Annotated in this window: 16 protein-coding genes; 12 read left to right on the top strand and 4 right to left on the bottom strand. The window is 38.9% G+C overall.

The features are described 5' to 3' along the window. The first annotated feature begins 137 nt into the window (after window positions 1–137). The 12 genes from SCALIN_RS07205 (at window position 138) to SCALIN_RS07150 (ending at window position 18,577) form a co-directional block, all read left to right on the top strand. Entirely contained in the window at window positions 138–1,313 is a 1,176-nt protein-coding gene (locus tag SCALIN_RS07205) for a glycosyltransferase family 4 protein (RefSeq protein WP_096893822.1), read from the top strand. 100 nt (window positions 1,314–1,413) lie between these two features. Next, entirely contained in the window at window positions 1,414–2,295 is an 882-nt protein-coding gene (locus tag SCALIN_RS07200; protein ID WP_162532197.1) for an SDR family oxidoreductase, read from the top strand. Between the two features lie 206 nt (window positions 2,296–2,501). Then, the gene (locus tag SCALIN_RS07195) at window positions 2,502–3,662 is read left to right on the top strand and encodes a glycosyltransferase family 4 protein (RefSeq protein WP_096893818.1); all 1,161 of its coding nucleotides are present in this window, start codon (window positions 2,502–2,504) and stop codon (window positions 3,660–3,662) included. Window positions 3,663–3,796: 134 nt separating this feature from the next. Continuing rightward, on the top strand, window positions 3,797–4,834 hold the full coding sequence (locus tag SCALIN_RS07190; protein WP_162532196.1) for a radical SAM protein: 1,038 nt from the start codon (window positions 3,797–3,799) through the stop codon (window positions 4,832–4,834). Window positions 4,835–4,925: 91 nt separating this feature from the next. Continuing rightward, window positions 4,926–6,350, top strand: coding sequence for a flippase (locus SCALIN_RS07185; protein ID WP_096893814.1), 1,425 nt, complete (start codon window positions 4,926–4,928; stop codon window positions 6,348–6,350). Between the two features lie 350 nt (window positions 6,351–6,700). After that, window positions 6,701–8,581 carry an asparagine synthase (glutamine-hydrolyzing) gene (gene asnB, locus SCALIN_RS07180; RefSeq protein ID WP_096893812.1) on the top strand — a complete coding sequence of 627 codons (1,881 nt, stop codon included), beginning with the start codon at window positions 6,701–6,703 and terminating at the stop codon, window positions 8,579–8,581. Between the two features lie 177 nt (window positions 8,582–8,758). Next, entirely contained in the window at window positions 8,759–10,165 is a 1,407-nt protein-coding gene (locus SCALIN_RS07175; protein ID WP_096893810.1) for a flippase, read from the top strand. Between the two features lie 89 nt (window positions 10,166–10,254). Then, window positions 10,255–11,619: a B12-binding domain-containing radical SAM protein gene (locus tag SCALIN_RS07170; protein ID WP_096893808.1), complete on the top strand. Its 1,365-nt coding sequence runs from the start codon at window positions 10,255–10,257 to the stop codon at window positions 11,617–11,619. A 74-nt stretch (window positions 11,620–11,693) separates the two neighbouring features. Beyond that, entirely contained in the window at window positions 11,694–12,698 is a 1,005-nt protein-coding gene (locus SCALIN_RS07165) for a glycosyltransferase family 2 protein (protein WP_230406573.1), read from the top strand. Then, window positions 12,695–14,059 (top strand): B12-binding domain-containing radical SAM protein, encoded by a 1,365-nt coding sequence (locus SCALIN_RS07160; protein WP_096893807.1) that lies wholly within the window; start codon window positions 12,695–12,697, stop codon window positions 14,057–14,059. Before SCALIN_RS07165 ends, SCALIN_RS07160 begins: the two co-directional genes overlap by 4 nt. Window positions 14,060–14,100: 41 nt before the next feature. Then, window positions 14,101–16,437: a DUF5060 domain-containing protein gene (locus tag SCALIN_RS07155; protein ID WP_133111743.1), complete on the top strand. Its 2,337-nt coding sequence runs from the start codon at window positions 14,101–14,103 to the stop codon at window positions 16,435–16,437. A 268-nt stretch (window positions 16,438–16,705) separates the two neighbouring features. Next, window positions 16,706–18,577, top strand: coding sequence for a glycosyltransferase family 39 protein (locus SCALIN_RS07150; RefSeq protein WP_096893803.1), 1,872 nt, complete (start codon window positions 16,706–16,708; stop codon window positions 18,575–18,577). A gap of 76 nt (window positions 18,578–18,653) precedes the next feature. Here SCALIN_RS07150 and glf read toward each other — a convergent pair whose 3' ends face one another. From glf to SCALIN_RS07130, 4 genes are all read right to left on the bottom strand, one after another. After that, complete coding sequence (glf, locus tag SCALIN_RS07145; protein WP_096893801.1) at window positions 18,654–19,751, bottom strand: UDP-galactopyranose mutase; 1,098 nt, start codon at window positions 19,749–19,751, stop codon at window positions 18,654–18,656. A 301-nt stretch (window positions 19,752–20,052) separates the two neighbouring features. After that, entirely contained in the window at window positions 20,053–21,483 is a 1,431-nt protein-coding gene (locus tag SCALIN_RS07140; protein ID WP_162532195.1) for an FAD-dependent oxidoreductase, read from the bottom strand. Between the two features lie 4 nt (window positions 21,484–21,487). Then, window positions 21,488–22,513: a radical SAM/SPASM domain-containing protein gene (locus tag SCALIN_RS07135; protein WP_133111741.1), complete on the bottom strand. Its 1,026-nt coding sequence runs from the start codon at window positions 22,511–22,513 to the stop codon at window positions 21,488–21,490. A 36-nt stretch (window positions 22,514–22,549) separates the two neighbouring features. Continuing rightward, window positions 22,550–23,731, bottom strand: coding sequence for a glycosyltransferase family 4 protein (locus SCALIN_RS07130; RefSeq protein WP_096893796.1), 1,182 nt, complete (start codon window positions 23,729–23,731; stop codon window positions 22,550–22,552). Between the last annotated feature and the right edge of the window lie 107 nt (window positions 23,732–23,838).

The following is a 23,838-nucleotide window of genomic DNA, read 5'->3' as shown; positions in this document are numbered from 1 at the left end:
TTTTTATGATTTATAGAGTATGTTTTGGATGTATTACAGGGGTGAAATACGGACTTATTTGAGGGACATTAAGCAGAACAATGACTGGATGGCCTTATAGCATGATTTTAGATTTCAGTACCAGAAAAAGCTAATAAATGAGGATAGGAATAGATGCTGCCTGTTGGTCAAATCAGCGAGGATACGGGCGTTTTACAAGAGGGCTGTTGAATACTCTTCTCAAGCAGGACAAAGCAAATGAATATATTCTTTTTGTAGATCCGGAAACTGACAAAACGGGTGAGTTTCCTGCCGATGTTTCACGTATCTGTTTCGATATCTTAGAAGCACCAAGTAAGGCCGCTTCGTCGTCTGGAAATCGGTCCTTAAAGGATATGTGGAAGGCATCAAAAGCTGTTTCAAGGGAGCACCTGGATTTATTGTTTTACCCTTCCGTCTATACCTATTTTCCCGTTTTTACAAAGGCAAAAAAGATAGTGGTGATACATGATGTGATTGCCGAAAAATACCCTCAATTGATTTTTAATAACCGAAAGCATCGTTTCTTCTGGGACATTAAGGTTTGGGTTGCGAACAAACAGGCTGATTTAATACTAACAGTATCTGAGTTTTCAAAAAAAGGAATTATAGAACGTTTTCAAATATCAGAAAATTGTATAAGAGTTGTTGCCGAGGCCCCGGATAAAGTTTTTTGTCAGTTTCCAGGAACAGATTTGTTCCATGAAACCCTTCTTCGTCATGGCATGGATATTTCTACTAAATTCATACTCTATGTTGGAGGAATTGCACCACATAAGAACCTTGCAACCCTGGTGAAAGCTTATTCCAAATTAATAAATGAAACGGAGAACAAAAATATCAAATTAGTCCTGGTTGGGGATTATAAGAAGGATGTTTTTCTTATAGATAATAGCCTGCAAGGCTTGATAAATTGTCTTCGGTTAAAGGACAAGATTATTTTTACCGGATTCATTCCTGACGAAGAATTAGTGTGTTTTTATAACGCTGCTGTCGTTTTTGTTCTGCCATCTTTTATCGAGGGATTTGGACTTACCGCTGTTGAAGCTATGGCTTGTGGTACACCCGTAATAGGAAGCAGAACCACTTCACTGCCGGAAGTCGTGGGTGATGCGGGTCTCTTTTTTGATCCATACAACCCTGATGATCTTAAGGATTGTCTGGCTACAATTCTGGGAAATGATGAGTTAAGAAATGAACTTGTTTGTAAATCAATTCAAAGAGCAGCCACTTTTTCTTGGGAGAAATCGTCAATGCAGATGTTAAAAGTGTTTAATGATTTTGGCATAAAATGAAAAAATCACTAGGTTTTTATATGTTAACAACATTGTGTTCTCTTTAAATTTGTGGCGGAGATAGAATTTTTGTTTATCGATTATATAATTGAAAAGAAGATTGAATAAACGGATTCTCGTTATCGGAGCCCATGGAGTTCTCGGTCGTCCTGTTGTGAGGCGTTTAGTAAAAAAAGGTTTTAACGTTAGAGCCTTGTCACGTCACACGAGCAAAGCATCTGCTGTTCTTCCTGAGGAAGTTGAAATTGTCCACGGTGACCTGAGGGATATCAATAGTTTAATTGCAGCAGCTCAAAACGTAGAAATTATCTATTTAAATCTGGCTACGTATGCTCATAGTAGTCCTTTCAGACCGGAACTGGATGGTACTTGTAATGTCTTGAAAGCAGTTGAAGACAGGAAAGATATCCTTATCGCAAAGATCAGCGGCTTTGGGATTACGCTCAATATGGATTGGCCTGATGCGTTTCAGAAATTTCAAGCTGAAGAAGCGATCAGGAGTTCCGGACATCCGTTCCTGATCACGCGGCCAACAGTCTTTATGGAGACCCTGCCTCTGTTTCTGCGAGGGAGATTATTACTCTACGCCGGCCATCAACCCTTTGTCAGATACTGGATTGCTGGTGATGATTATGCCCGTCAATTGGTGGATTTGTTTCAAAAACCTGCCTGTTGGAACAAAATGTTTAATATACAAGGTTGCAAAGCTCTGACCTTTAGAGAAGCTGCTCTTCGTTTTGCCAAGGCATTCGATCCTCGTATCAAGGTTATTTCTATCCCACTCCTGGCCCTGAGGATTGCAGTATTCTTTCGGTTGGCACGTCCGGATGCTTTCAAGTCCATGAATATTGCCAACAATATTCATGAACCGTTTCAAAGTTTGAATACATGGGAAGAACTGGGTAGGCCGAGAATGTCTATAGAAGATTACGTTCATAGTATACGTACAACAGGAGATATCCCTCGCCGTCACAGAATATAATTGTTGGTGGAAAACCTTTTTTTTAATTGCCATAAAGATATCAAGATGTCCCAAAGAGACTCTCATCATTATCCAGAAAAGCAAGTGGGCCAGAACTTCATTATTAGCATCTTGTGTGAAATGGATACAAATTATTCTATTTTTACAACATTACTGCTGACATCGAACCAGTCACGTCCCCAACTGTTTGAATTGAGACTCATGTTGTGCGCATAGGCATCGATATTACAACATGGACAAATCCACGTGGGTTTGGTCGTTTCACGCGATCACTCGTACTTGCACTACTGGAGTGTGACCATGACAATGAATACATCCTGTTCGACTATTCAACCGGAGAAAATGAACATTACTGGCCCGAACACACAAAGGTGGTACCGGTTCATTCGCGTAAATTGAAGACTGATACGACCGGAATAGGTCGTCGTCGTTTTACCGATATGTGGAAAATGACACGGACCGTGGCACAACAATCCTTAGACCTCTTGTTCTTCCCTTCTGTTGACAGCTACTTTTTTGTGACAAAGCCGAAACACCGCGTTGTCACGATTCATGATGTAATTCCTGAGTTGTATCCCGATCTTACTGTATTGAACTCTGGGCACAGGTTCCTGCGCAGGGCTAAGGTCTGCCTGGCCCTTAGACAGGCCGAATATGTTCTGACCGGTTCTACATTCATGCAGGAACATCTTCAACAAGTGTTTAAACTGCCAAAAGAGAGAATAGGTGTCGTTCCATACGGTGCCGACTCTACGTTCGGCCTTCCCACTAAACGATCTGATGTTCAACGGATGGTGAGCAAGCGTCACGGGTTTACTCTACCTTATCTACTCTATGTGGGTGATAATGGTCCACATAAAAACCTGGGAGTACTCATAAGTTCGTTCAGGCGATTAAAGCAGAAACGCCTGCAGGATACCCTGTCACTTGTGATTATCAGCCCAGAGGACTCTCTGCCGCCGGGTATAAATCCGACTTGTGCAAAGGACAATCCTGGTGAAGAAGAATATATATACCATCTCGGATTTCAGCCAGATAATGATCTGAAAGCACTTTACCAGGGAGCAGAGGCCCTGATAGTTCCTTCAATTATGGAAGGTTTTGGATTGCCTGGAATTGAAGCGGTTTCTTGTGGCACACCGATAATCGCAACGACTGAGAGTCCGTTACCGGAACTGTTAGGGGGTGCTGTCATAGCTGTTGGCCCGAAGAACGAACAAGATATCGAAATGGCCATGATAAGTCTGCTTGAAGAACAAGGACTTGCGCAGCAGCTTAGGCATTCTGCCATTGCCCTGTCTGAAAAATTCCGATGGTCAAATTCTGCCGAACAGCTCATTAAACTGTTTAGATTGTGGGTTTCCTAGAAACTATACGTATGGACTTTACTTCCAGTCCCAGTCTTAACTATCTTAAAATAAGAGAGCTTTTTCCTGATATAAAAATATTTGTTTAAATAATGCACCTGATAAAGAGCATTGTCCGATATGAAAGAATAGCCTTGCAAGGATTAAGGATTGATCGGACAGCAACCCCTCCCTTCCTGGTTTTATATATTACATCTACCTGCAATCTGTCCTGTGGACACTGTTTTTACTGGACAAAACTCAATAAAAAAGACGACCTGACATTTAATGAGATCAAAAAGTTTTCTGAAGAGTTAGCTCATATAGAAAATCTTAATATTACAGGAGGAGAACCATTCATCAGAGATGATTTCTGTGAGATATGCCGCCTCTTCATAAACAACAATGCAGTAAAAAAAATCTACGTATCCACGAATGGATATTTTACAGACCGAACGTATCATCAGGTGCGTAAAGTGTTGAAAGAAATGACCCTGGACTTATTGGTTATTGAAATATCATTTGATGGTATGGCCGATTATCACAATACATTGAGAGGGAATAAGGAGTCGTTTCAAAAGGCACTCGATACCTATAATATGCTGTCAAAATTAGGAAAACATGACACGAGATTGCAAATACATGCTGAGTCAACGGTAACATCAGAGAATATTGAAGAAGTTCGAAAATTGTCTCATTTTCTTTTTGATAATTGTCCTTTAATGGAACATCACGGTATTGCTTTAATTCGAGATAATTGGATGAATCAGGCTCTTAGAAAACCTGTTTTAGAACAGTACCGAGAGCTTTATGCTCACCTAGAAAAGTTGTGGAGAAAACGTGAAAAAAAACGGGGTGGCTCCCAGGTGGGACCTTTGCTGCAATATGCCAAATGTGAAACAATCCGGAAGAGGCGACAGGTCATTCCCTGTCTCGCAGGCGTTTTGAGTGGTGTCGTGTACGCTAACGGAGATACAAGTGTTTGTGAAATCCATGAGCCTCTCGGGAATTTGCGAAACAGAAATTTCTTTGAAATATGGAAATCTCCGGAATCCAGAAAACTCCTCACTGCAATCAGGGCAAAAAAGTGTTTCTGCACACATGAAATGTCAATGTGGTCCAGCATTGTTTTTCAACCTCTTCAATTAATCAGGACTATGATTGCAGCAAAACTCAAGAAAAAGTGGTGGTGATGATGATTTCAAGGTCCTTACGACAAGGAAAGTTACACTGCCGTTACTCAAATGGTAGTAGGTAAAATCCAACAACTGCAAGGAAGTTCATATGGCAACAATGAAATTGTCTCAATCGGCTAACGTTATAAGCAATATTACGGCTTTAGGAAGCAGCGAGATAATTTCTCGATGCGTAGCTTTTGTCGGGTTGACATACATTGCCCGTACACTTGGCCCGGAAGGGTTTGGAATTATCGGATTTGCTTTTGCAATGTGCAGTTTTTTTAACCTCATTGTACGGGCCGGTTTCGATGATATCGGTGCTCTGGAAGTTTCGCATAGACCACAATATGCCGCTTCAATAGCGTTCAGTGCAATTTTGATACGTATTGGCATGGCAATCATAGCGATGACCTCTATGGCAATTATTTCTTTCCTGATTGATAAACCAGGGACGGTCCGTTTTGTTTTACTTCTCTCAGCATTATCTTTCTTTTCCCTGGCCCTCGACATCTCCTGGGTATACAGGGGCCTTGAACGGAACCGTCCGGTTGGTGTTGCGTTAATTCTGGGCAAACTGATGTACGTAATCCTGGTAATCCTTACCGTACATGGCTTGGAGGATGTGTACCGGGTCCCACTGGCAATGTTTGTCAGTGATATGTGTGCTGCGATTCTGCTGCTAATCCATATCCGGTCTTTCGGTCGAGTCAAATTAGTCTTTCATGAAGGGTGGAACATCCTGAAGCGTTCCGGGTTTCTGTTCATCTCTTGCTTGTTAAGAACACTAATATTAACATTTGATGTTGTACTTCTCGGCTTTTTGCTGGGAGAAAGAGAGGTTGGGCTCTACACCGCCCCTTATCGTATATGTTATTTGCTGTACGCACTAGCCTGTGTTATCCAGATTTCTTATTTACCGGGCATGGCTCGATCATTGAAAAACGGAATATTTCATGTTTCTGAATTTGCGGGTCGTTCTATTGAGCTATCTGCAGCAGTGAGTGCTCTCCTGGTTGTGGGAGGAATAGTCCTTGCCTCTCCTATCCTCAGTACGATCTTTGGTCCTGAATTTATAGAAGGGGCCATGGCATTCAAGCTGCTTGTCTTGAGTATAGGATTCATTTTTCTTGAAGGTACAATTCATAATATCCTGGTCGTCAGCAATCATATGAGAATCGAAACATGGATTATGATTACTGCTACCGTAATCAACATTGGTCTAAACTTCCTTCTCATCCCTCTCTTTGGGTTGACGGGAGCCGCTACGGCCACGGTAATTGCTGAAGGGTTTATACTCGGATGCGGGTTTATCGCTGTTAATCTAATCGGTTTTCAGATAAACCTCATTCCGGCGGTGAGACCTCTGTTGGCAGCATTTCTAATGGCAACCTGCCTGTGGGGTTTAAGTTTAGTGATAGAGGAAGCATGGTTAATACTGGTAATTCTTCTCCCACTTGGATGTATACTCTTTATAGTTTTCCTGACAATTGTAAATGGTATACCGAAGGACATCCTTGACCGTTTTCGCTGAAATATTTTTCAAGTCTCAATGGTCCTTAATGTCAGGCTTCAAGACAATTCTGCAGCCTTGTTGCAATTTTCAATTATCTTATTATTATAAAGTAAAGTGATTAAATCTGAGATTAAAAATAAAGGAAAACAAATGCATTATGTTATAACAATTGTTCAGTTCTACCACGCTCAGGAAAATCTATGATGATGAAAATATTAGAAGCCGGTGGTATAAAAGTTGTAACTGACAATAAACGGAAGGGTGAAGAAGATAATCCTCAAAGCTATTATGAGCACGAAATAGTAAAAAAATAGCTATTACTTATAGATAATAAAAACTCATCTTGACGTGATTGGAAGATTTCATATATGTGCGGTCTATTCGGAATAATTTATCGTAACTCTTCGGTTACACCAGCCTTGGAAGATTTGACCAATTCGGCCAACTTGCTACATCATCGCGGCCCGGATGCTCATGGAATTTACGCTTCTGAGGGTGTAGGCATGGTACATAAAAGATTGACTCTTATAGATTTACATTCCCGCAGCAATCAGCCATTTTGGGATAAAAGTAGACGTTACTGCCTGGTTTTTAATGGCGAGATCTACAATTTCAGAGATCTCCGTGCTGAGCTGATAGAGAAAAACGTTACTTTTCAGACCACCAGTGATACAGAAGTACTGCTGCAATGCCTTCTCAATGGTGATGCAGAATCTGTCCTCCAGAAACTGGAAGGCATGTTCGCCTTTGGCCTGTATGATACAGTGGAGAGGTCGTTGCTCCTGGCGCGTGATAGATTTGGTATGAAACCCCTCTTTGTATATGGTGATGATCGTATATTTACCTTTGCTTCTGAAATTAAGGCAATGGGACCGTGGATCAATTTCAAACCGGACCAGTTTTCTATTTCATCTTATCTCCTTGGGTTTGGTGGTCCCACCAAGGGGTTTACCTTTTACAGGAAAGTTAAATCCCTTGCTCCTGGCAGTATGATTTTTGTTCGGAATGGCAAACCTGCAGAGTCTTCAAGATTTTTCTCTATGCAGGACTTCTGGGACCCCGACTATATAGATAATTTAGCCAGAATTAAACCGGGACAAATAGTAGATAAGATGGAGGACTTACTGCTAAAGAGTGTTGAGAAACATATGTTTGCGGATTCCAGAGTCGGAGCGTTTTGCAGTGGAGGAGTTGACTCTTCATTGTTAATGGCCATGGCGGCCAAAAGGCATAATAACCTTGCTATCTTTCATGCAAATATAAAAGGCCGCTGGAGCGAATATGACGCGGCCCTGAAGCTGTCTCAGCATTTGAAACTTGAACTCAGGACGGTAGACGTTAATGAACAGGATTTCATTGATCTGATGCCTGAAGTAATGAAACATTATGAGCATCCATTTACTTATCACCCAAACTGTGCTCCGTTTCTGATGGTATCCAGACTGGTTCAAAAGCACCGGGTGAAAGGAATGCTTTCCGGTGAAGGTTCAGACGAGTGTTTCCTGGGGTATCCATGGCTGGGAAGAGAGAGGCTCGTAAATACTTACTATAGGTTTGTCGTGTGGTTGAAAACACTTGTAAACAAAATTCCTGATTTGGGAAAAATTATCTGGCCGTGTGAGGGAAATGGAAAAGAGGTTGTAAAGATGCTTCTAAACCGGTGTGAAACCGTGGAGGAAACACAAAATGTTCATAACTTTGCCTCAAAGATAGTATCCACAAAAATCGAGGAAGGTAATATACGTACGGTAGAATATCTGAACTATCACCTGCGAACATTGTTGCACCGAAACGATAGCCTTGGCATGGCTGCCAGTATTGAAGCTAGATTTCCATTCCTGGACAATGAGGTTGTCAAAATAGCGGTAAATATGCCATATCGATACAAGATTAGACTTTCTCCAACAGCATTTGAGAAAGCGCATCCCGGAATAAGAGACAAGTGGGTGGTCCGCAAGGTAGCCGACAGATATATTCCACGTGAACTGAGCCGGAGAACCAAGATTGGGTTCTGGACAACAGCCTTTGAGCGTATGAAAGTTTCACCGGCATATTTCGATGAGTCTTTTGTCAAGGATTTGTTCGAGTTGTCTCAGGGGCAGATGCACAATATTATGAGTCAATCTGATCAGGGCCTCACTATGAGATTACTGCATCTGGATGTGTGGGGTCACGTCTGTATGCGCGGTCTGTCACTGGAGACCAGTCTGAGAAAGCTCAGGCAACATGTCAGTTTGCTGCCTGAATAAACATAAACAATTTTCCAGGCAATCTTGATTTCAGGCATGAAAGAACATCAAAAAACGACTGGAAGTATCATCAAGAAACACACAGATAAAGTCCTGTTTTTGATTAATGTTAACTAACCTTGTTACACAATTTAGAATCTAGAATGTCAATGACATCGAGACATAACATGGTGAAAAATGAGTGACAGTAGTAATGTCGCCGGTAATTTTCTGACTTTAGGTACCGGAGAGATGGTCTCCCGTGTAATAGCGTTTGGTGTGACTATTTATCTGGCGCGGATTTTAGGAGCTGAGAGTTATGGAGTAATAGCAGTTGCGGCTGGTGTTACTTTGTATTTTTCAAAAATAGCTGATTTTGGTATCGAAGTGGTTGGTACCAGAGAGATTGCCAAATTCCCCGATTCTGTCAATCATCTGGCATCTGCTGTATTGAGCGCCCGCTTGACACTTTCAGTATTACTCACAGGTTTTACAATCCTGGGAGCACAGCTATTTCTACCGGAGCCGGAGAAAACAATCATGTCTTTATACTTTTTTTCATTGATTCCGATAGCAGCCAGTACCAAATGGGTCCACCTGGGGCTTGAAAATGCACTGCCAATCGGTTTGTCAATAATTATTGGTGAAGTGCTGACTATGGGTATAGTACTTTGTCTCGTGCAGAGTTGTGATAAGTTATGGGGAGTCCCATTTGCGCAAATATCCGGTGAGTTATGTATTGCGTTTCTGTTGATCATGGCCTTGAGGCAACGAAACTACAAATTAGGTTTTTGTTGGGACATGGCCACGGCATTACCAATCTTTGTACGTGCATTGCCACTCCTCAGCCAGGCCATATTATGGCTTTTTATCTATAATTCCGATTTGATATTCCTGCGTTTTTTCCGCGATAGAGAAAGTGTGGGTTATTACGCTGCCGCGTACACTCTAATCTGTTTTCTGGCAAATATTGGTTTTTCATATGGAATGAGTCTGTTGCCGGCTCTAACGAGACTGAGATCCGGGAGTGCCGGTGAAAAGACTCTTTATCAAACTGCGCTTGCGCATACATATGCTGTCAGTTTGCCAATATCAGTTGGTGGCTGTCTGTTTGCATCGAAGATTATAAACCTTGGATTTGGTGATGGTTATACAAATTCGATATTGGCGCTGCAGATCCTCATCTGGTGCATACCTTTTTCAGTAATTCGTATAGTACCGTGGGCAGGGCTCATTGCCAGAGGTTATCAAAATATTCTTTTGAAAACAGTGTTATATTCTATAATAGTAAATATAGTTTTAAATGTTTTATTGATTCCCAGGTATGGGATCATCGGGGCCGCAATATCGACGGTTTTTACAGAATGTCTGACAGGCATACTATTGTTTAAGTATGCAACAATACATGATTTGCCATTTGTATCTCTAAAAAGATTATGGCGCCCGACTGTTGCAAGTCTTTTAATGACAGTATTACTTATCATACTCAGACCATCCAGTCTTTTAGTCGGCTTTTCTTGTGGAATTGCTGTCTATAGTCTGGTGCTTACCGTTTTAGGTGGAATTCGTCTGCGTAGAGGGCAGTTACCCGTTTTAAATATCTGAACCGATCTTTTAATAAATATATTTTGTCATTTATAATGATATTATACTGCATTACATTTTACTAAATAAGAGAATTCGAAGGAATGTAAATGGTTGATTTAATTCTGGTTAGATCCAGAAATAATCCAAATCCCGGTGTTAAGAAAAACAGTGATTCCGGTTCCTACTCTGGTCGTAGAATGCCTCCCTATGGCATAATGTATATATCAAGCTTTGTCAGACAAAGTGGATATACTGTTAAATTATTTGATCTTTTCAAGAAAAACTATGCTCATTTATCGATTGATGACATAGCGGATCAGATACTTACCCATGACCCCGGTATCGTTGGCATATCCTCCATGACCAGCCAGTCACTGGACGCGATGGCACTTGGAGATGCCTTAATGCGGAAATCCAATGTAAGCGTAGTCCATGGTGGAGTACATCCTACCTCTTTACCGGAAGAAACTCTGAAGCATGGACATGTTGTTGTACAGGGTGAAGGTGAACACTGTATGCGACAGATAACGTCATCTAAACCAATTTGTTCTCAAAGAAAGATTTTTCAGGGAAAACCTTTAACCGAAGAGGAAATGGATTCTATTCCCTTCCCTAAAAAAGAAGATTTGGATGAAACTGCTTTTGATCCATCGCTTGATCCGAAATTTCCTATTATTACTGCCAGAGGTTGTCCATACAAATGTGTTTTTTGTAAAGATGGTTTTCGCTCGTCAAATAAGCGTTTTCATTCTGTAGATTACATAGTTGAATTTCTTGGTTATATATCTCAAACGCTTGGATTTAGGAAAATAATAGTTTTGGATGATATTTTCATATATTCAGAACAACGCATGGAAGAAATGATAATTAAGCTGGAAAAACGTAATCTTAAATTTAAATTCCAATGTCAGGTCCACGCTAATGTTATAACCCCACGAGTTCTACGGCTTATGAAGCGTTTAGGTATACAATGGATTTACATAGGAATAGAGTCAGGCAATCAGCAGATTTTAAAAAACATTAAAAAAGGCATTACTATTGAAAAAGCGAGTAATGCCGTCCATCTTTTAAAAAAAAATGGTTTCTATGTTGCGGGAATGTACATGATTGGAAACATTGGAGAGACATCAAAAACAGTTAATGATACAATACGTTTTGCCTTTACACTTCCTACGGACAGGGCCTGGTTTTCCTTTGCAGCACCTTACCCGGGAACACAATTTTACGATATGGCTGACAAATACGGAAAGATCATTGAACCCGATTTTTGCAAATGGAATCAGGCGACTCTTGTATACCTCCCTAAAGATATCAAAAAAGATGAAATGTACCAATTAATGAGAAGGGCCCAAATAGTGCGTATAATTAAGAAAATCCGTTTTTCATTTTTCGGATGTTGGATAACTCCCATAAAAGAGCTGTATTATAGATATAAAAGGAGAGTGCTAAAACAACATGCATTTAACGACTGAACGGCTTCTTTACACATTCTTTGCTTTACTGTTTTATTACTATATTATTGAAGAATATATCCAAAACCAACACGATGATTGAAAAAAAAACTGAAAGTGCTGATATGTTTAATGGAAACCAAGTTGATGGAGAACGAATTATATCAATTGTAGTTCCTGTCTTTAATGAGAATGAGGGCATTGACAAGTTTTATGGTCGCGTTAGAGATGTAGTAGATTCTCTCAAAACTTTGTCATATGAGATTGTTTTTGTAGATGACGGAAGCAATGACGGCTCTTATCAGAAATTGATACGTCTGGCAAATTCAGATTCTAATATCAGGGTTATAAAATTTTCAAGAAATTTTGGTCACCAAATTGCGATCACTGCCGGAATTGACATGGCAGCCGGAGATGCAGTAGTGGTAATTGATGCCGACCTTCAAGACCCTCCTGAAATAATAATTGAATTTGTCAAAAAGTGGGAGGAGGGCTATGATGTAGTCTATGGTATTCGTGAGAAGAGAAAGGGTGAAAGCATAATGAAACTTCTTTCTGCGGGAATTTTTTATCGATTACTGAAGCTTATAATAAAATTTGACATTCCCCTGGATGCGGGTGATTTCAGGTTAATGAGTAAACGGGCGGTTGAACAGTTTAAGAGTTTGAGAGAAAAGGACAGATTTGTCAGGGGTCTGACAAGCTGGATTGGTTTTAAACAGACCGGTGTCTACTATTCCAGAGAAAAGAGGTTTGTCGGAGAGACAAAATATTCGTATAGTCAAATGATTAAATTTGCCTTTGATGGGATTACTTCATTTTCAAACATGCCTCTAAAACTGGCAACGTGGCTTGGATATTGTACATCTTTTCTGGCGTTTATGTATATGGCCAGTGTCTTTGTTCAGAAGGTTTTGGGGTACACCGTTCAAGGCTGGGCTACTATAATGGCAGGCATACTCTTTTTAGGCGGTATTCAGTTGATTTGTCTGGGCATAATAGGAGAATATATTGGAAGAATTTTTAATGAAGTAAAACAGAGACCGTTGTATGTTATAGAGGAGATTTACCGCTCAGATAGTACAGGCACAAGAAAATGAGAGTTCTATTAGTAAATCCATTTCAGGGGCGGTTGGTAAATAGAAAAGGACGAATCTATAATCGTACATGGCAGCCTCTTGACCTGGCAAACTGTGGGGCAATACTTGAGAATGCAGGTATAGATGTTTCAATTCTCGATGCAAATGCGGAACAGTTAGGCCCGGAGAGAGTGGCAAGACGAGCGATGGGATATCACAAGGTTTTTATCACCTCAACGAGTTTAGACAGATGGCAATGTCCATCTCTGGATATTAGTCCATTTCTGGACACTGTCTCCAAGCTAAAAAAAGTTGTTCCAGAGGTCTATATCGCTGGCAGCCACGGGACAGTGAGACCTGTGGAGATGCTTCAGGCAACCGGTGCGTGTGCCGTTATACGAGGAGAACCTGAATATACTATTTTAGACCTTTGTAATAACCATACATTTTCAGAAACTTCAGGTATCACGTACCGTAGTGGCAATAAGATAATCGAAAATCCCGATCAAAAATTGGTTGACTTGAATGAGCTGCCTATTCCTGCTTTCCACTTACTTCCCATGAACAAATACTATTATGAGATGGTAGGTGACAATTTCTGCATCCTTGAAATGACCCGTGGCTGCACGTCAGATTGCAGTTTTTGCCTGTTAAAGCCATATGGACATGGTGTGCGTAAAAAAAGTGTGGATAAACTTATCCGGGAGTTAGAACACGTGATCAATAGTTTTGGGACACGAAACATATATTTCATTGATCTGGAATTTACCGTCTTCCGTAAGCAGGTTATAGAATTTTGTAAGTATATAGACAAAAAAAACTATCAAATTTCATGGTGCTGTCAAACGCGTTTTGACCTCGTAGACGATGAACTGCTCAGCTATATGAAGAAAGCGGGTTGCCGCTTAATTCATTTTGGTGTGGAAGCTGGCAGTGATAGAATACTGAAGACAATAAACAAAGGCATAACTATGGACGAGATACGCAAAGGGATGAAACAGGTAAAAACAGCAGGAATCGATACTGCATGCTTCTTTATGATAGGTTTTCCCGAATCAGATCGGCAAGATATGAGAGACATCGTAAAATTTGCATATGAGCTTTGGCCGGATTATCCGCTTTTTCATATTGTCTCGCCATATCCGGGAACGAAGCTTTTTGAGAAAACAGAGAGCAACCCTGGCTTACGTTTTAGCGATAATACACTTTTTCCGGAAGCTGTCATTAACGATATTACATTAGAAGAGCTCAAGACGTTGACAAAAAAAGCATATATCAATTATTATTTACGGCCATCATATGTTTTCTCAAGACTGACTAAAGGTCACTTTAAAACTTTGAGACGCCAGTTTAAACTCTTCTGGTCATTCGTGAGAAACTAAGTCAAGTGTTTATTTTAAAAATTAATTCTGGAGTGAAAAAAATGTATATCAATGAAAAGTTGATTAACCTCTCTCTCGTATTACTGATTTTTATGACAATACCTGGTCTTGTGAATGCAGCATCAACAACACCGGTTGATCAAAAGGATCTGTCAGTGAAAGTGCATTATACCTCTCCGGAACTTGTAGAGCCTGCTGAAGTGGGAAAATTCGATATTTTTGAAATGACATTTGAGCATCCTGCAGACTATGGAGAACAGAACAATTTCTTTGATATAGATATTACGGTAGAATTTGTTTCTCCCTCCGGTAAGATAAGAGAGATCCATGGCTTCTATTACGATACCATTGCAGTGGATAATTCTTTGTGGAAGGTAAGGTTTGCACCTGAAGAGTCTGGAATCTGGACATACAGTTATTCTTTCACCTATATTCCGACGGGAAGTCAAACAACAGGAAACGGTACGTTTAACGTTATTGAAGGAAGCAATCCAGGTTTTCTGAGACAGAACCCGGTTAATCCCTTTAGATTTCAGTTTGAAAACAGAGAACCATTTGTTCCGATCGGATTTAATACTTGTATATCAACAAATAACATCCAGCAGATGGACGGTGGTGATCGTAGTGGGGTATTTGGCGGTAAAATCAGCACGGATATCTTTTTACAGTCTTATAATCAGGCCGGATTTAATATTTTTCGTTTTTCTCAGAGTAACTGTTCACCTGATTTGGTTGATGAGTCATTATCCATCTATTACAAAGATAATGCAATGTATTTTGATCTGTTAATGAAACAATTACGAACAAATGACTATCGAATTTTCTTCGGTCTGTTCGGGTATCTGCTTCCGAATAATTCCGACGTTCCACCGCAATCAGAACTGTTTTGTTTTATAGATTATGTTATAAACCGATGGGGAGCGTATATTGACATCTGGGAGCTTCAGAATGAACGATCTGCCTATGCTGATTGGATCAAAACAGTAGCCGGATATTTAAGAGAGTGGGATCCATACAATCACTTAATCACAACAAGTTTTCCACAACCCGAATTAAACGAGATAGAAATCAACACACCACACTGGTATCTCCATGAAAACGTGTTAGATTCGGACAAAGTAACATCGCAGCAGGCAAAACTCTGGAAATTACAAAACAAACCGGTAATAGTTGGTGAACATGGTAATAGTTCCGCTGAATCAGAGCCAGGTAACTGGATGACTGACTCTGCATTAGGTATGCGTATTCGAAGCTGGACAGCCTTCTTTAACGAAATCAGCCTTATTTTCTGGAATAACAGTGGTTCCACTAATGCAAATTCCGGACTTGCGGCAAATATCTATCTCGGCCCTATAGAGCGGCAATATGTTCATATCCTGCAATGGTATTCAAATATGGTAATCCAGAACGACTTGAGAATGTCAGAAGTAGAACTTTTCGATGACGAATTAATGCGGGCATATGGATTAACCTCGGAAGAAAAAGTTGGCATGTACTTTCATCATTACGACAATCACAAAAATATTTTGTCGGAAAAAATTGCAACGTACAACTTCCCTTTCTCTGGCAAAGGTTATTGGATTAGTCCTGCAACAGGTATGAAGCTTGGTGAAGTAGTATTTGCTTCCGGCATTAACAGCTTAACCATTCCCGATTTTGTCGTAGATATTGCTTTCCTGGGTGTTGCGGACTCTTTACTCGATACGTTTAATACAGATCCAATTGCCATAGCATGGATACTCAACCTCCAGGCAGATGGAGACCTTGATAATGACGGAATACGGGATTATGGCCCAACATATCTACCGTTTGGCATATCACCATTATTTCTCATTTATTTTACCGGAATTTCTACTGATCTGGACGGAGGGTCTTTAGAATATCTCTGGGATTTTGGTGACGGTTCCAGAAATGCTACAAGAAAAATAACTGCTCACAGATATTCTACTGGTAATTACTTTACAAATCTGACAGTGACAGACAATGAAAGCAGAAAGGCAAGCTTCAGTTTTATCGTAAGAGTATCCGATAGCTCTGATGCAGAAGGTGACGGTACACTGACTCTCAGCGGTCTGCAAGATATCACAGTACGTGAAGGTGAACTTGTCTTGATATCTCCGCATACGAACGAGCTTGAAGATGATGAAGAGACAGGAAATATGAATAACTCTATAACCTATACCGCAACAGGTATACCAGAGGGAGCTTCATTTGGTGAGCGGGGAGAAACGTGGGGAAGCCGTAAGAATTTCTGGTGGGTACCCAGTTTTTCTCAGAGTGGCAGCTATACCGTAGTGTTTACCGTTGATGATGGAAATGGCATCAGTGAATCAAAGAAAGTAGAAATCACCGTGCTTGATGCGATACCATTAAATTGAAGAGAAATAAACAGAGAAAAACGATAGTGTATTTTATAACCCTTTTTCTACGGAACATAATTCAACTCATCTAAGGTGAAGTTACATTTCATTCGTATTGTATCCAGCAATAGTTCCCATATTATATAAACACCTTTTACAAGAAATTATATAATATGTATATCATGTTATGAAATACACCAATTATCCTTTTAATTCCTTTGCTTAAAACTGGGAATTTAAATTTAATCAATATTCTTAATTCTCAAACCTGTAATCTTTACGTATTATGAAAATATTTACAAAATTAAATTTTACCTTTTATTTTGCCATAGTACCATTAGCCATTCTTGTAAGGCTCCCCGGTTTGTTCTACCCTTTAGAATTTTCCGGTGACGCTTTGCGGTATCTGGCACAAGCAATGAAATTTGGTGCCGGTGATATAAATCCTCATTATTTCACCCATCCGGCTCTCTCTTATTATATTACATTTCTTACTGAAGCAGTTTTGTTTATATTTAGTTTCTTATTTGGTTTTGTACACTCACTAGATGATTTCAGCATACTTTTCTTTAACAATCTGGTTCCTTTCCTGGTAGCAGGCAGGATGCCATCTTTACTCTTTGGGATAGGAACCATTATTCTGGTTTTTTTAATTGGTAAAAGATTTTGGTGTAATAAGATAGCCATTTGTGCTGCACTTATGCTGGCTGTGACACCCCTCCATATCATTGAATCACAGACAATTAGAATCAGGAGCATAGCCACATTCTTTGGAATCCTGTGCATTTTTTTTGTCTTTAATATTTTAAAGAATTGTAGAAAAAGGGATTATGTCCTGGCTGGTGTTAGCCTTGGCCTGGGTCTTGCTACTGAATATACTATGATCTTCTTTGTCATGCCTTTGTTGATGGCTATAGTAATAAGGAGGAGAAATCACAAAGCTATCAATCAAGCTATCCACATTTCTACAAAAAAAGGATTATTATTGTCTTTTATTCCTGCTTTATTCATTTTTGTAACATGTACACCTTATACATTTATCGATTATCATGCTAGTTTGAAAGAAATAATTTTCAATGTGAATGTTGGAAGTATGTTTGACTCAATGCCAAGTCTGAATACAGATTTGACCCATGATGTGTTTGAAAACCAGAACACCGATACGACAAATACATATGGTGGTGTAATAGTTGCAACATTAAAAAGATATGCAATGCGTTTCTACTATCAAATAATCAATTTGTTTTGTGCTGATTTTACTATGGGAATACCATTCGCCGTTTTATCTGTGGCAGGTGTCCTCTTCGCCATCTACAAGAGAGACATAAAGGACAAACTACTCTTATCACTGTTAGCCGGTTTTTTTGTGGTCCAACCGTTACTGGTGTTTTCTTTGCCCAGAATGATCATCATGGCCTATCCTGTGCTTTTACTACTGGCTTCCAGATTTTTAATTTATTTATTAGAAAACTTATTCTTCAAAGAGAAAGTACGGCAGTGGATTTTCTTACTGATAATCCTTGTATTACTATTACCAAACACCTTATGGCTAATTAAGCACAATAAGCAGCTTTTGCGGAAAGATACTCGTTTAATGGCGAAAGATTGGATTGAAAAAAATATACCCCGCGGCTCTCACATATTATTACAGGGAAAGGGGAGTACGCATGGCGTAATACCATTAAACGAAAGCAAGGTAAGTTTATACAGAAGATTCTTAAGATATAAAGCTAAAATTAACACAATACAAGATTATCATGGAAATGCGTTAAAAACGTTGGAGATTAAAATGAAAAATATCCGGGAACCATCCTATAATATAGAATATTTTTATTGTCCTGATAGATTTTTGAGAAATTATCCAGGACAGCACTCTATAGAGATTATACGTTTAGGAGTGCTGACTATAAGTGAATACAAAAAAATTGGATTTGATTACGTTGTTGTCTCCAGGGAGAAAACCGGAGACAATTATTCTTTAGAAGAAGACAGGGTTAAATACCCGGCATTTTATAACTTTTTCAGATCATTAGAGAATGAGTGCCGTCTTGTAAAAACATTTCAATATGAAGATTCACTTATAGAATTTAGAAAAAACTCCATCCATCCCGAAGTCAAGATTTACCGTTTACATGGTGGTAAAATCGGAAATAATTAATCTTTTACTGACATCTCTTCTGCTTTTTTTACCTAAAAAAATATACACCTAAGAGTGCGTATGCTTTATTTAAACATTACAATTGGTATTTATTTTTTAGCGTTTTAAATAAATCTAAAGCTTCTTTAACAATCTGATCCATATTTAAATATCTGTATTGTGCTAATCTTCCGATAAAATAGACATTGTTTAATTTTTCCGCAGCTCTTTTATATCTTAAATAGATTTTTTGATTGTCAGGATTTGGTATTGGATAAAATGGACTCCCTTTTTCGCAAGGATATTCTTTTACAATAGTCGTATTTGGAATTATCTGTCCTGTCGCGTGTTTGATCTCTACAATTCTTGTATACTTATAATCATTAGGATAATTTATCTGAGACCAATCCTGGTAAAACTCTTTATTGTGTGTTTCAAATCTGAACCGCAAACTTCTGTACGGTAATCTTCCGTATTTATAATCAAAGAACTCATCAATTGGTCCAGTATAAAGCAGCGTTTTGAATTTAATTCGATGTTTTACTCTTTTAAAATCTGCGGTCAGAATTACCTCAATGTTTTTCAGTAAATTTTCAAATACTTTGGAATAACCGTCTTCAGGCATGGCTTGAAATAGATCATTAACATATCTGTCATCAGTGTTAGTTCTTATCGGTATTCTTGCAGTGACTGATGCATCCAACTCTCTGGGATGGATGCCCCATTGTTTTGTTGTGTAATTTTTAAAGAACGCATCGTAAATCTCCCTTCCCGCAAAGGCAAGTACCTGTTCTTCTGCATTCTTTGGGTTTTTAATGGGGCTCCTTTTGGAATTCAGGAATTCCTTTGCTTCTTTTTCTGTTCTGAGGTTTATCTTAAAAAAATTGTTGAGGGTATCTCTATTAATTGGTAATGGATATAATAAGCCGTTTATACTTGCCCTTATCCGGTATTCATGCTTCCTCCAACTTGTAAATTTCGATAGATATTCCTTTACATCCTGAAAGTTTGTTCTGAAATAGTGAGGGCCATATTTATGGACTAATACACCTGAGCTGTCGTAATAATCACAGCAATTGCCTCCTGTATGGTCTCTTTTGTCTATAAGTATGACCTTTTTCCCAATTGAGTTAAGCCTTTCAGCAAGAACGCTTCCGGCAAAACCAGCACCAACTATAAGAAAATCACAATTCATTATTTGTTTATATGTAGGCACCCTGATTGCCAAATAGCTTTAAAAGAGTTGCCAACCGAAGTTGAAAAAGGTAAATTGAAATGATTATTCATGATACCACATGCATGACACTATAAGCGATATTACTCGTTAACGCATATTTATCTATCAACAAATAACTCACGGTCTGTATCGTTGATACACCATGCATTGCCCATTCATACTACATGATGGAGAACACCATTAAATTCGAATCTTAATCGCCTGGCAATGGGTTGTAAATAAAACACTTCCAGGCAGAAAAACCTGAATCTGCTCTTTCTCAAAAAAAATCGGATTTACAATCAGGAGACGTTAAAAAGTTCTTTTTGGCAGATCCAGACTTTAAGAATTTCTGTAATGAATTGCAGGAATCCATCACCCTGTTAGTCATATGATTGTATTTAAATGAGCCCTGCCTTCCAAATGAAATAAGACTGTCTATTTCAAAAAGATATTCTACCATTTTTAACAACACCTCTTTGTAACCTAAATTATATATAGAGTAAGAGTATGGCACTCTCATACTCCACATATCAAGAACATCTTCATCGGAAATACTATAGAAATCTTTTAATCCTTCCATTACTCGTGAATACAATGCCTCTTCTCCCATTGACTCTACTTCATCACCCTCGTTATAGCATACCTCAACACATATTGCAGTCTTGCCGTTTCTAACAGGATCATTAAGTAAATTATTTGGTTCATATACGCGTTTAAATATATACTTTTTCTCCGGAAAATATATCTGGGCTTTATTCTTTAATTTATCCCTCTTAAGTATAAAATTAAACAGCCAGAGATTTCTGTATTTCAGGTTAGATGAGATTCCTTTTATAGCGTCACTATTTGCATCAGGAGTCATTATTGAGCTAAACAGGTTGGTGATTGGCATTGTATTTATTACAACAGTATCATTGCCGGTATTAATCTTCTCTTCAATGCCACCTTCTTTTTGAATTACTATCCCGGTAACCTTGCTATCAGCTATTTCTATCCTGTCAACCTTAGTCTTTAAATGTATCTTACCACCAAGTTTCTTGATCTCCTCGCATATTGCCACAGGTACCTGCTGAGCTCCGTTTTCCGGATAGTAGACATCCAGGTAGCCACCCTTGTTTTCTTTATTAAAGATGAAATTGAGCAGGAATTTTGAAGACTTCTGAGAGAGGTTGTGTTCTTTATAGAACTTATGTCTTTCCGTTCCCCAATCCTCTGTGACCTTAGATGCCTGAAGGCCCATCACCTTGGGAATGTAATCCTTAAAAAAACATTCATACACCTTTTTGCCAAAGTTGGAAATTACCCAATCTTCAGCGTTATTCAGTGTTTCAGCATTTTCATTGCTTTTGCTCATTTTGTGTAACATTACATCTGCAACCAATGGCAGGCTTTTCCTGATACCAAGATTTTTAAGCAAGTTGACTGGACGTATAGGAGAAATTATGTCTTTATTGCTGAAACCTACGCCATACAACACTCTGATATTATGCAAATCATTACTGATAAGTTTTTTATACTCCTCCGCATAGTCTTTAAAAAAAATATGAGGACCTATATCAAAAAGAAATCCTTCCTTCTCTCTGGTCTTCATCAGACCTCCAACTTCATCCTCCATTTCAAAGATATCTACTTTATTACCATCTAATGCTAAAAGTTGTCCAATTCTCAGACCAGAAAGGCCTGCACCTATAATTAAGTATTTTTTCATTTTATTATCTTGGGCATCTAAAAATAGTACACCCCTCACAAAGTGGATTAAAATTATTATTCTGCCCGGCTGCTTTTCCATTTCTATGAAATATTTCTCTTGCCGTTCTATACTTTTCGTTATTCCATATATCTTTAAAGCGACTGGTACTGATATTGCCAAATTCTTTTTTATCTGTACTCCACCAGGCGGACGCACAGCAGGGAATCACAACGCCTCTTTCTGTTATAAGAGAAGTGAACCATAGCCAGAAGCATGTACGGTCATGTGTAGCATCTTTATAGTCTCGCAAGTCTTCACGTGTGGTAAAACGGTCAGCTTTCATCTTTACCGACATTTCCCGGATTAAAGGGAGTTCTTCACCGTTGTATTCATTTTGAACGGCTTGTATTTCAATAAAAGGCAGTTTGCTTCCCATCTCTCTCTTTTTTCGTGTCAAAATCTCAATATTCTTTAAGACCTTATCAAGTTTACCCCCAATGCGATACTTTTCGTAAATTTTCTGACTTACTCCATCAATGCATATTATAATATGGCTTAGACCGGCAGATATCATCTTTTCCGCCTTCTCCTCATTGAAGATGTGGAAATTGGTACTGATAACGGTGCCAATACGTTTTTTTGTAGCGTATTCAATCATATCGTAAAGTTGTTTATTTAATAAGGGTTCTCCTGTTATGTATAGTGATATCTTATAAAGATAATCACCCATTTCATCACAGAGCTTCTTAAACAGATCAAGTGACATATCTCCATCTTCTATGGGAAAATCTGTGCCATGCGCAATACATCCGGGACATCTCAGGTTGCACCTTGTAGTAGGTTCCACCTTTAAAATGAAAGGATACCCTTTAACTATCGGCCTTTTTAAATAAAACTGCACTAGTACTACGGCCAGATTGATCATCTTCTTGCAGCTATTATATTGTAAGAAAGTAACACAATGTCTCAGGGCCGCATTCAAGGGGCTTTGGCGCTTTGAACCGTATTTAAATTGCGAAATCTTGGATAAAGAACGTAATACTCCCACTCTTGCACTTCCTCCGGATATTTATTATCTTTTAATTCAACTGTTGGCCTGCAAAGTCTCATATACCTTAATGATCTTCTGCTCCATGATGTGCCAGTTATATTGTTCCTTTACCGCATTCAAACCATTCTCCGCAATTTTCAATCGTAAGACAGGGTCTTCAACCAAACTCTTCATTCCGGAAAAAACACTCTCAATACTGGTTTCATCTACAACTATTCCGCAGTTACATGTTTCAATAATCTCCCTCAAATCACCAATGTCAGAGGTTATAACCGGTACACCGCATGCCAGAGTTTCAAAAAACTTAGTAGGTGTAATGTCCTTAAACCAATCAGTTCGTCTGGAAAGTTGGAGAGAAATATCTGTTTTATCATAAAGTGCGGGTAAATCTTCCGGTGAGAACTCACCAATAATCTCGACTGCATCACCAAGCGGCAAGACGATACTATCGAACTCTTCTCTAAACTCCTCAAAAACTCTTCCCGCCAACAGTAGTTTAACGTTAGGCAAAACTTCTTTCAATTTCTTAAAAGCATCTATCATCTCTTCAATTCCATTATTCTTGTATATGGAGCCTAATCTGCCAATTACTACTTTGCCGTTATTTCCTTTTTGAACATTAACCTTCTCTTTTATCAAAGAACTATTTGGATATGAACCTATCAGTTCTATATTACTTACACCGTACTCACGAAATTTTTTAATCTGGTAAGCATTATGAACAAATAGATAATCAAATTTCCGGGAAAAAAACCGCTCAAAGTATTGAAGGAGAGATATAAAAAAACTAAACCGATTTGACCAGTTTGTATAATAATTCGGTTCACAAAGATCAAGCACCGCTTTCTTGCCCATTATCTTGGCAATAAATAATCCCGGAAATATGGTATCAAGATTAAAACAGTGTATTGCATCAAATTTTTTCCTGAAAAGTCTGGGGAAGAGTCGAAGATAGAACATGATTACACTAAACAGATTAGATGGACCACGCTGGAATCCGGCCCTACTCCATATCCTTTCAATCCGTACTCCTTCAATCACTTCCTCTCTGGGCGACTTGCAATCTCTATCCCATGCAATTATAGTAACTTTTTTACCCGCTTTAACAAGTGACGTTGCTTCATTGTATACCCTCATATAGCGCCCTTGATAAGGAAGAAAACTCATGCTAAAGAGCATAATCACATTTTTAACACTGCCTTTAGTATCTTTCAAAATACCCTCAATATTCTATTCCTGCACTATTATTTTAGTAAACATAGTAGAAAAAATGGCAATCACTCTCGCATAGACATATCGGTATAAGAGCGTCCCAGGCATGT

It is taken from the genome of Candidatus Scalindua japonica (assembly GCF_002443295.1).
GTDB lineage: Bacteria > Planctomycetota > Brocadiia > Brocadiales > Scalinduaceae > Scalindua > Scalindua japonica.
The sequence above is the reverse complement of the archived record's forward strand: the minus strand, read 5'-3'. Positions and strand labels throughout refer to the sequence as shown.

Bases quoted from the DNA above. Each gene is read 5' to 3' on its own strand.
- SCALIN_RS07205 (WP_096893822.1), top strand. From the start codon at position 138: ATGAGGATAGGAATAGATGCTGCCTGTTGGTCAAATCAGCGAGGATAC.
- SCALIN_RS07185 (WP_096893814.1), top strand. From the start codon at position 4,926: ATGGCAACAATGAAATTGTCTCAATCGGCTAACGTTATAAGCAATATT.
- asnB (WP_096893812.1), top strand. From the start codon at position 6,701: ATGTGCGGTCTATTCGGAATAATTTATCGTAACTCTTCGGTTACACCA.
- SCALIN_RS07175 (WP_096893810.1), top strand. From the start codon at position 8,759: ATGAGTGACAGTAGTAATGTCGCCGGTAATTTTCTGACTTTAGGTACC.
- SCALIN_RS07170 (WP_096893808.1), top strand. From the start codon at position 10,255: ATGGTTGATTTAATTCTGGTTAGATCCAGAAATAATCCAAATCCCGGT.
- SCALIN_RS07165 (WP_230406573.1), top strand. From the start codon at position 11,694: ATGATTGAAAAAAAAACTGAAAGTGCTGATATGTTTAATGGAAACCAA.
- SCALIN_RS07160 (WP_096893807.1), top strand. From the start codon at position 12,695: ATGAGAGTTCTATTAGTAAATCCATTTCAGGGGCGGTTGGTAAATAGA.
- SCALIN_RS07155 (WP_133111743.1), top strand. From the start codon at position 14,101: ATGTATATCAATGAAAAGTTGATTAACCTCTCTCTCGTATTACTGATT.
- SCALIN_RS07150 (WP_096893803.1), top strand. From the start codon at position 16,706: ATGAAAATATTTACAAAATTAAATTTTACCTTTTATTTTGCCATAGTA.
- glf (WP_096893801.1), bottom strand. From the start codon at position 19,751: ATGAATTGTGATTTTCTTATAGTTGGTGCTGGTTTTGCCGGAAGCGTT.
- SCALIN_RS07140 (WP_162532195.1), bottom strand. From the start codon at position 21,483: ATGAAAAAATACTTAATTATAGGTGCAGGCCTTTCTGGTCTGAGAATT.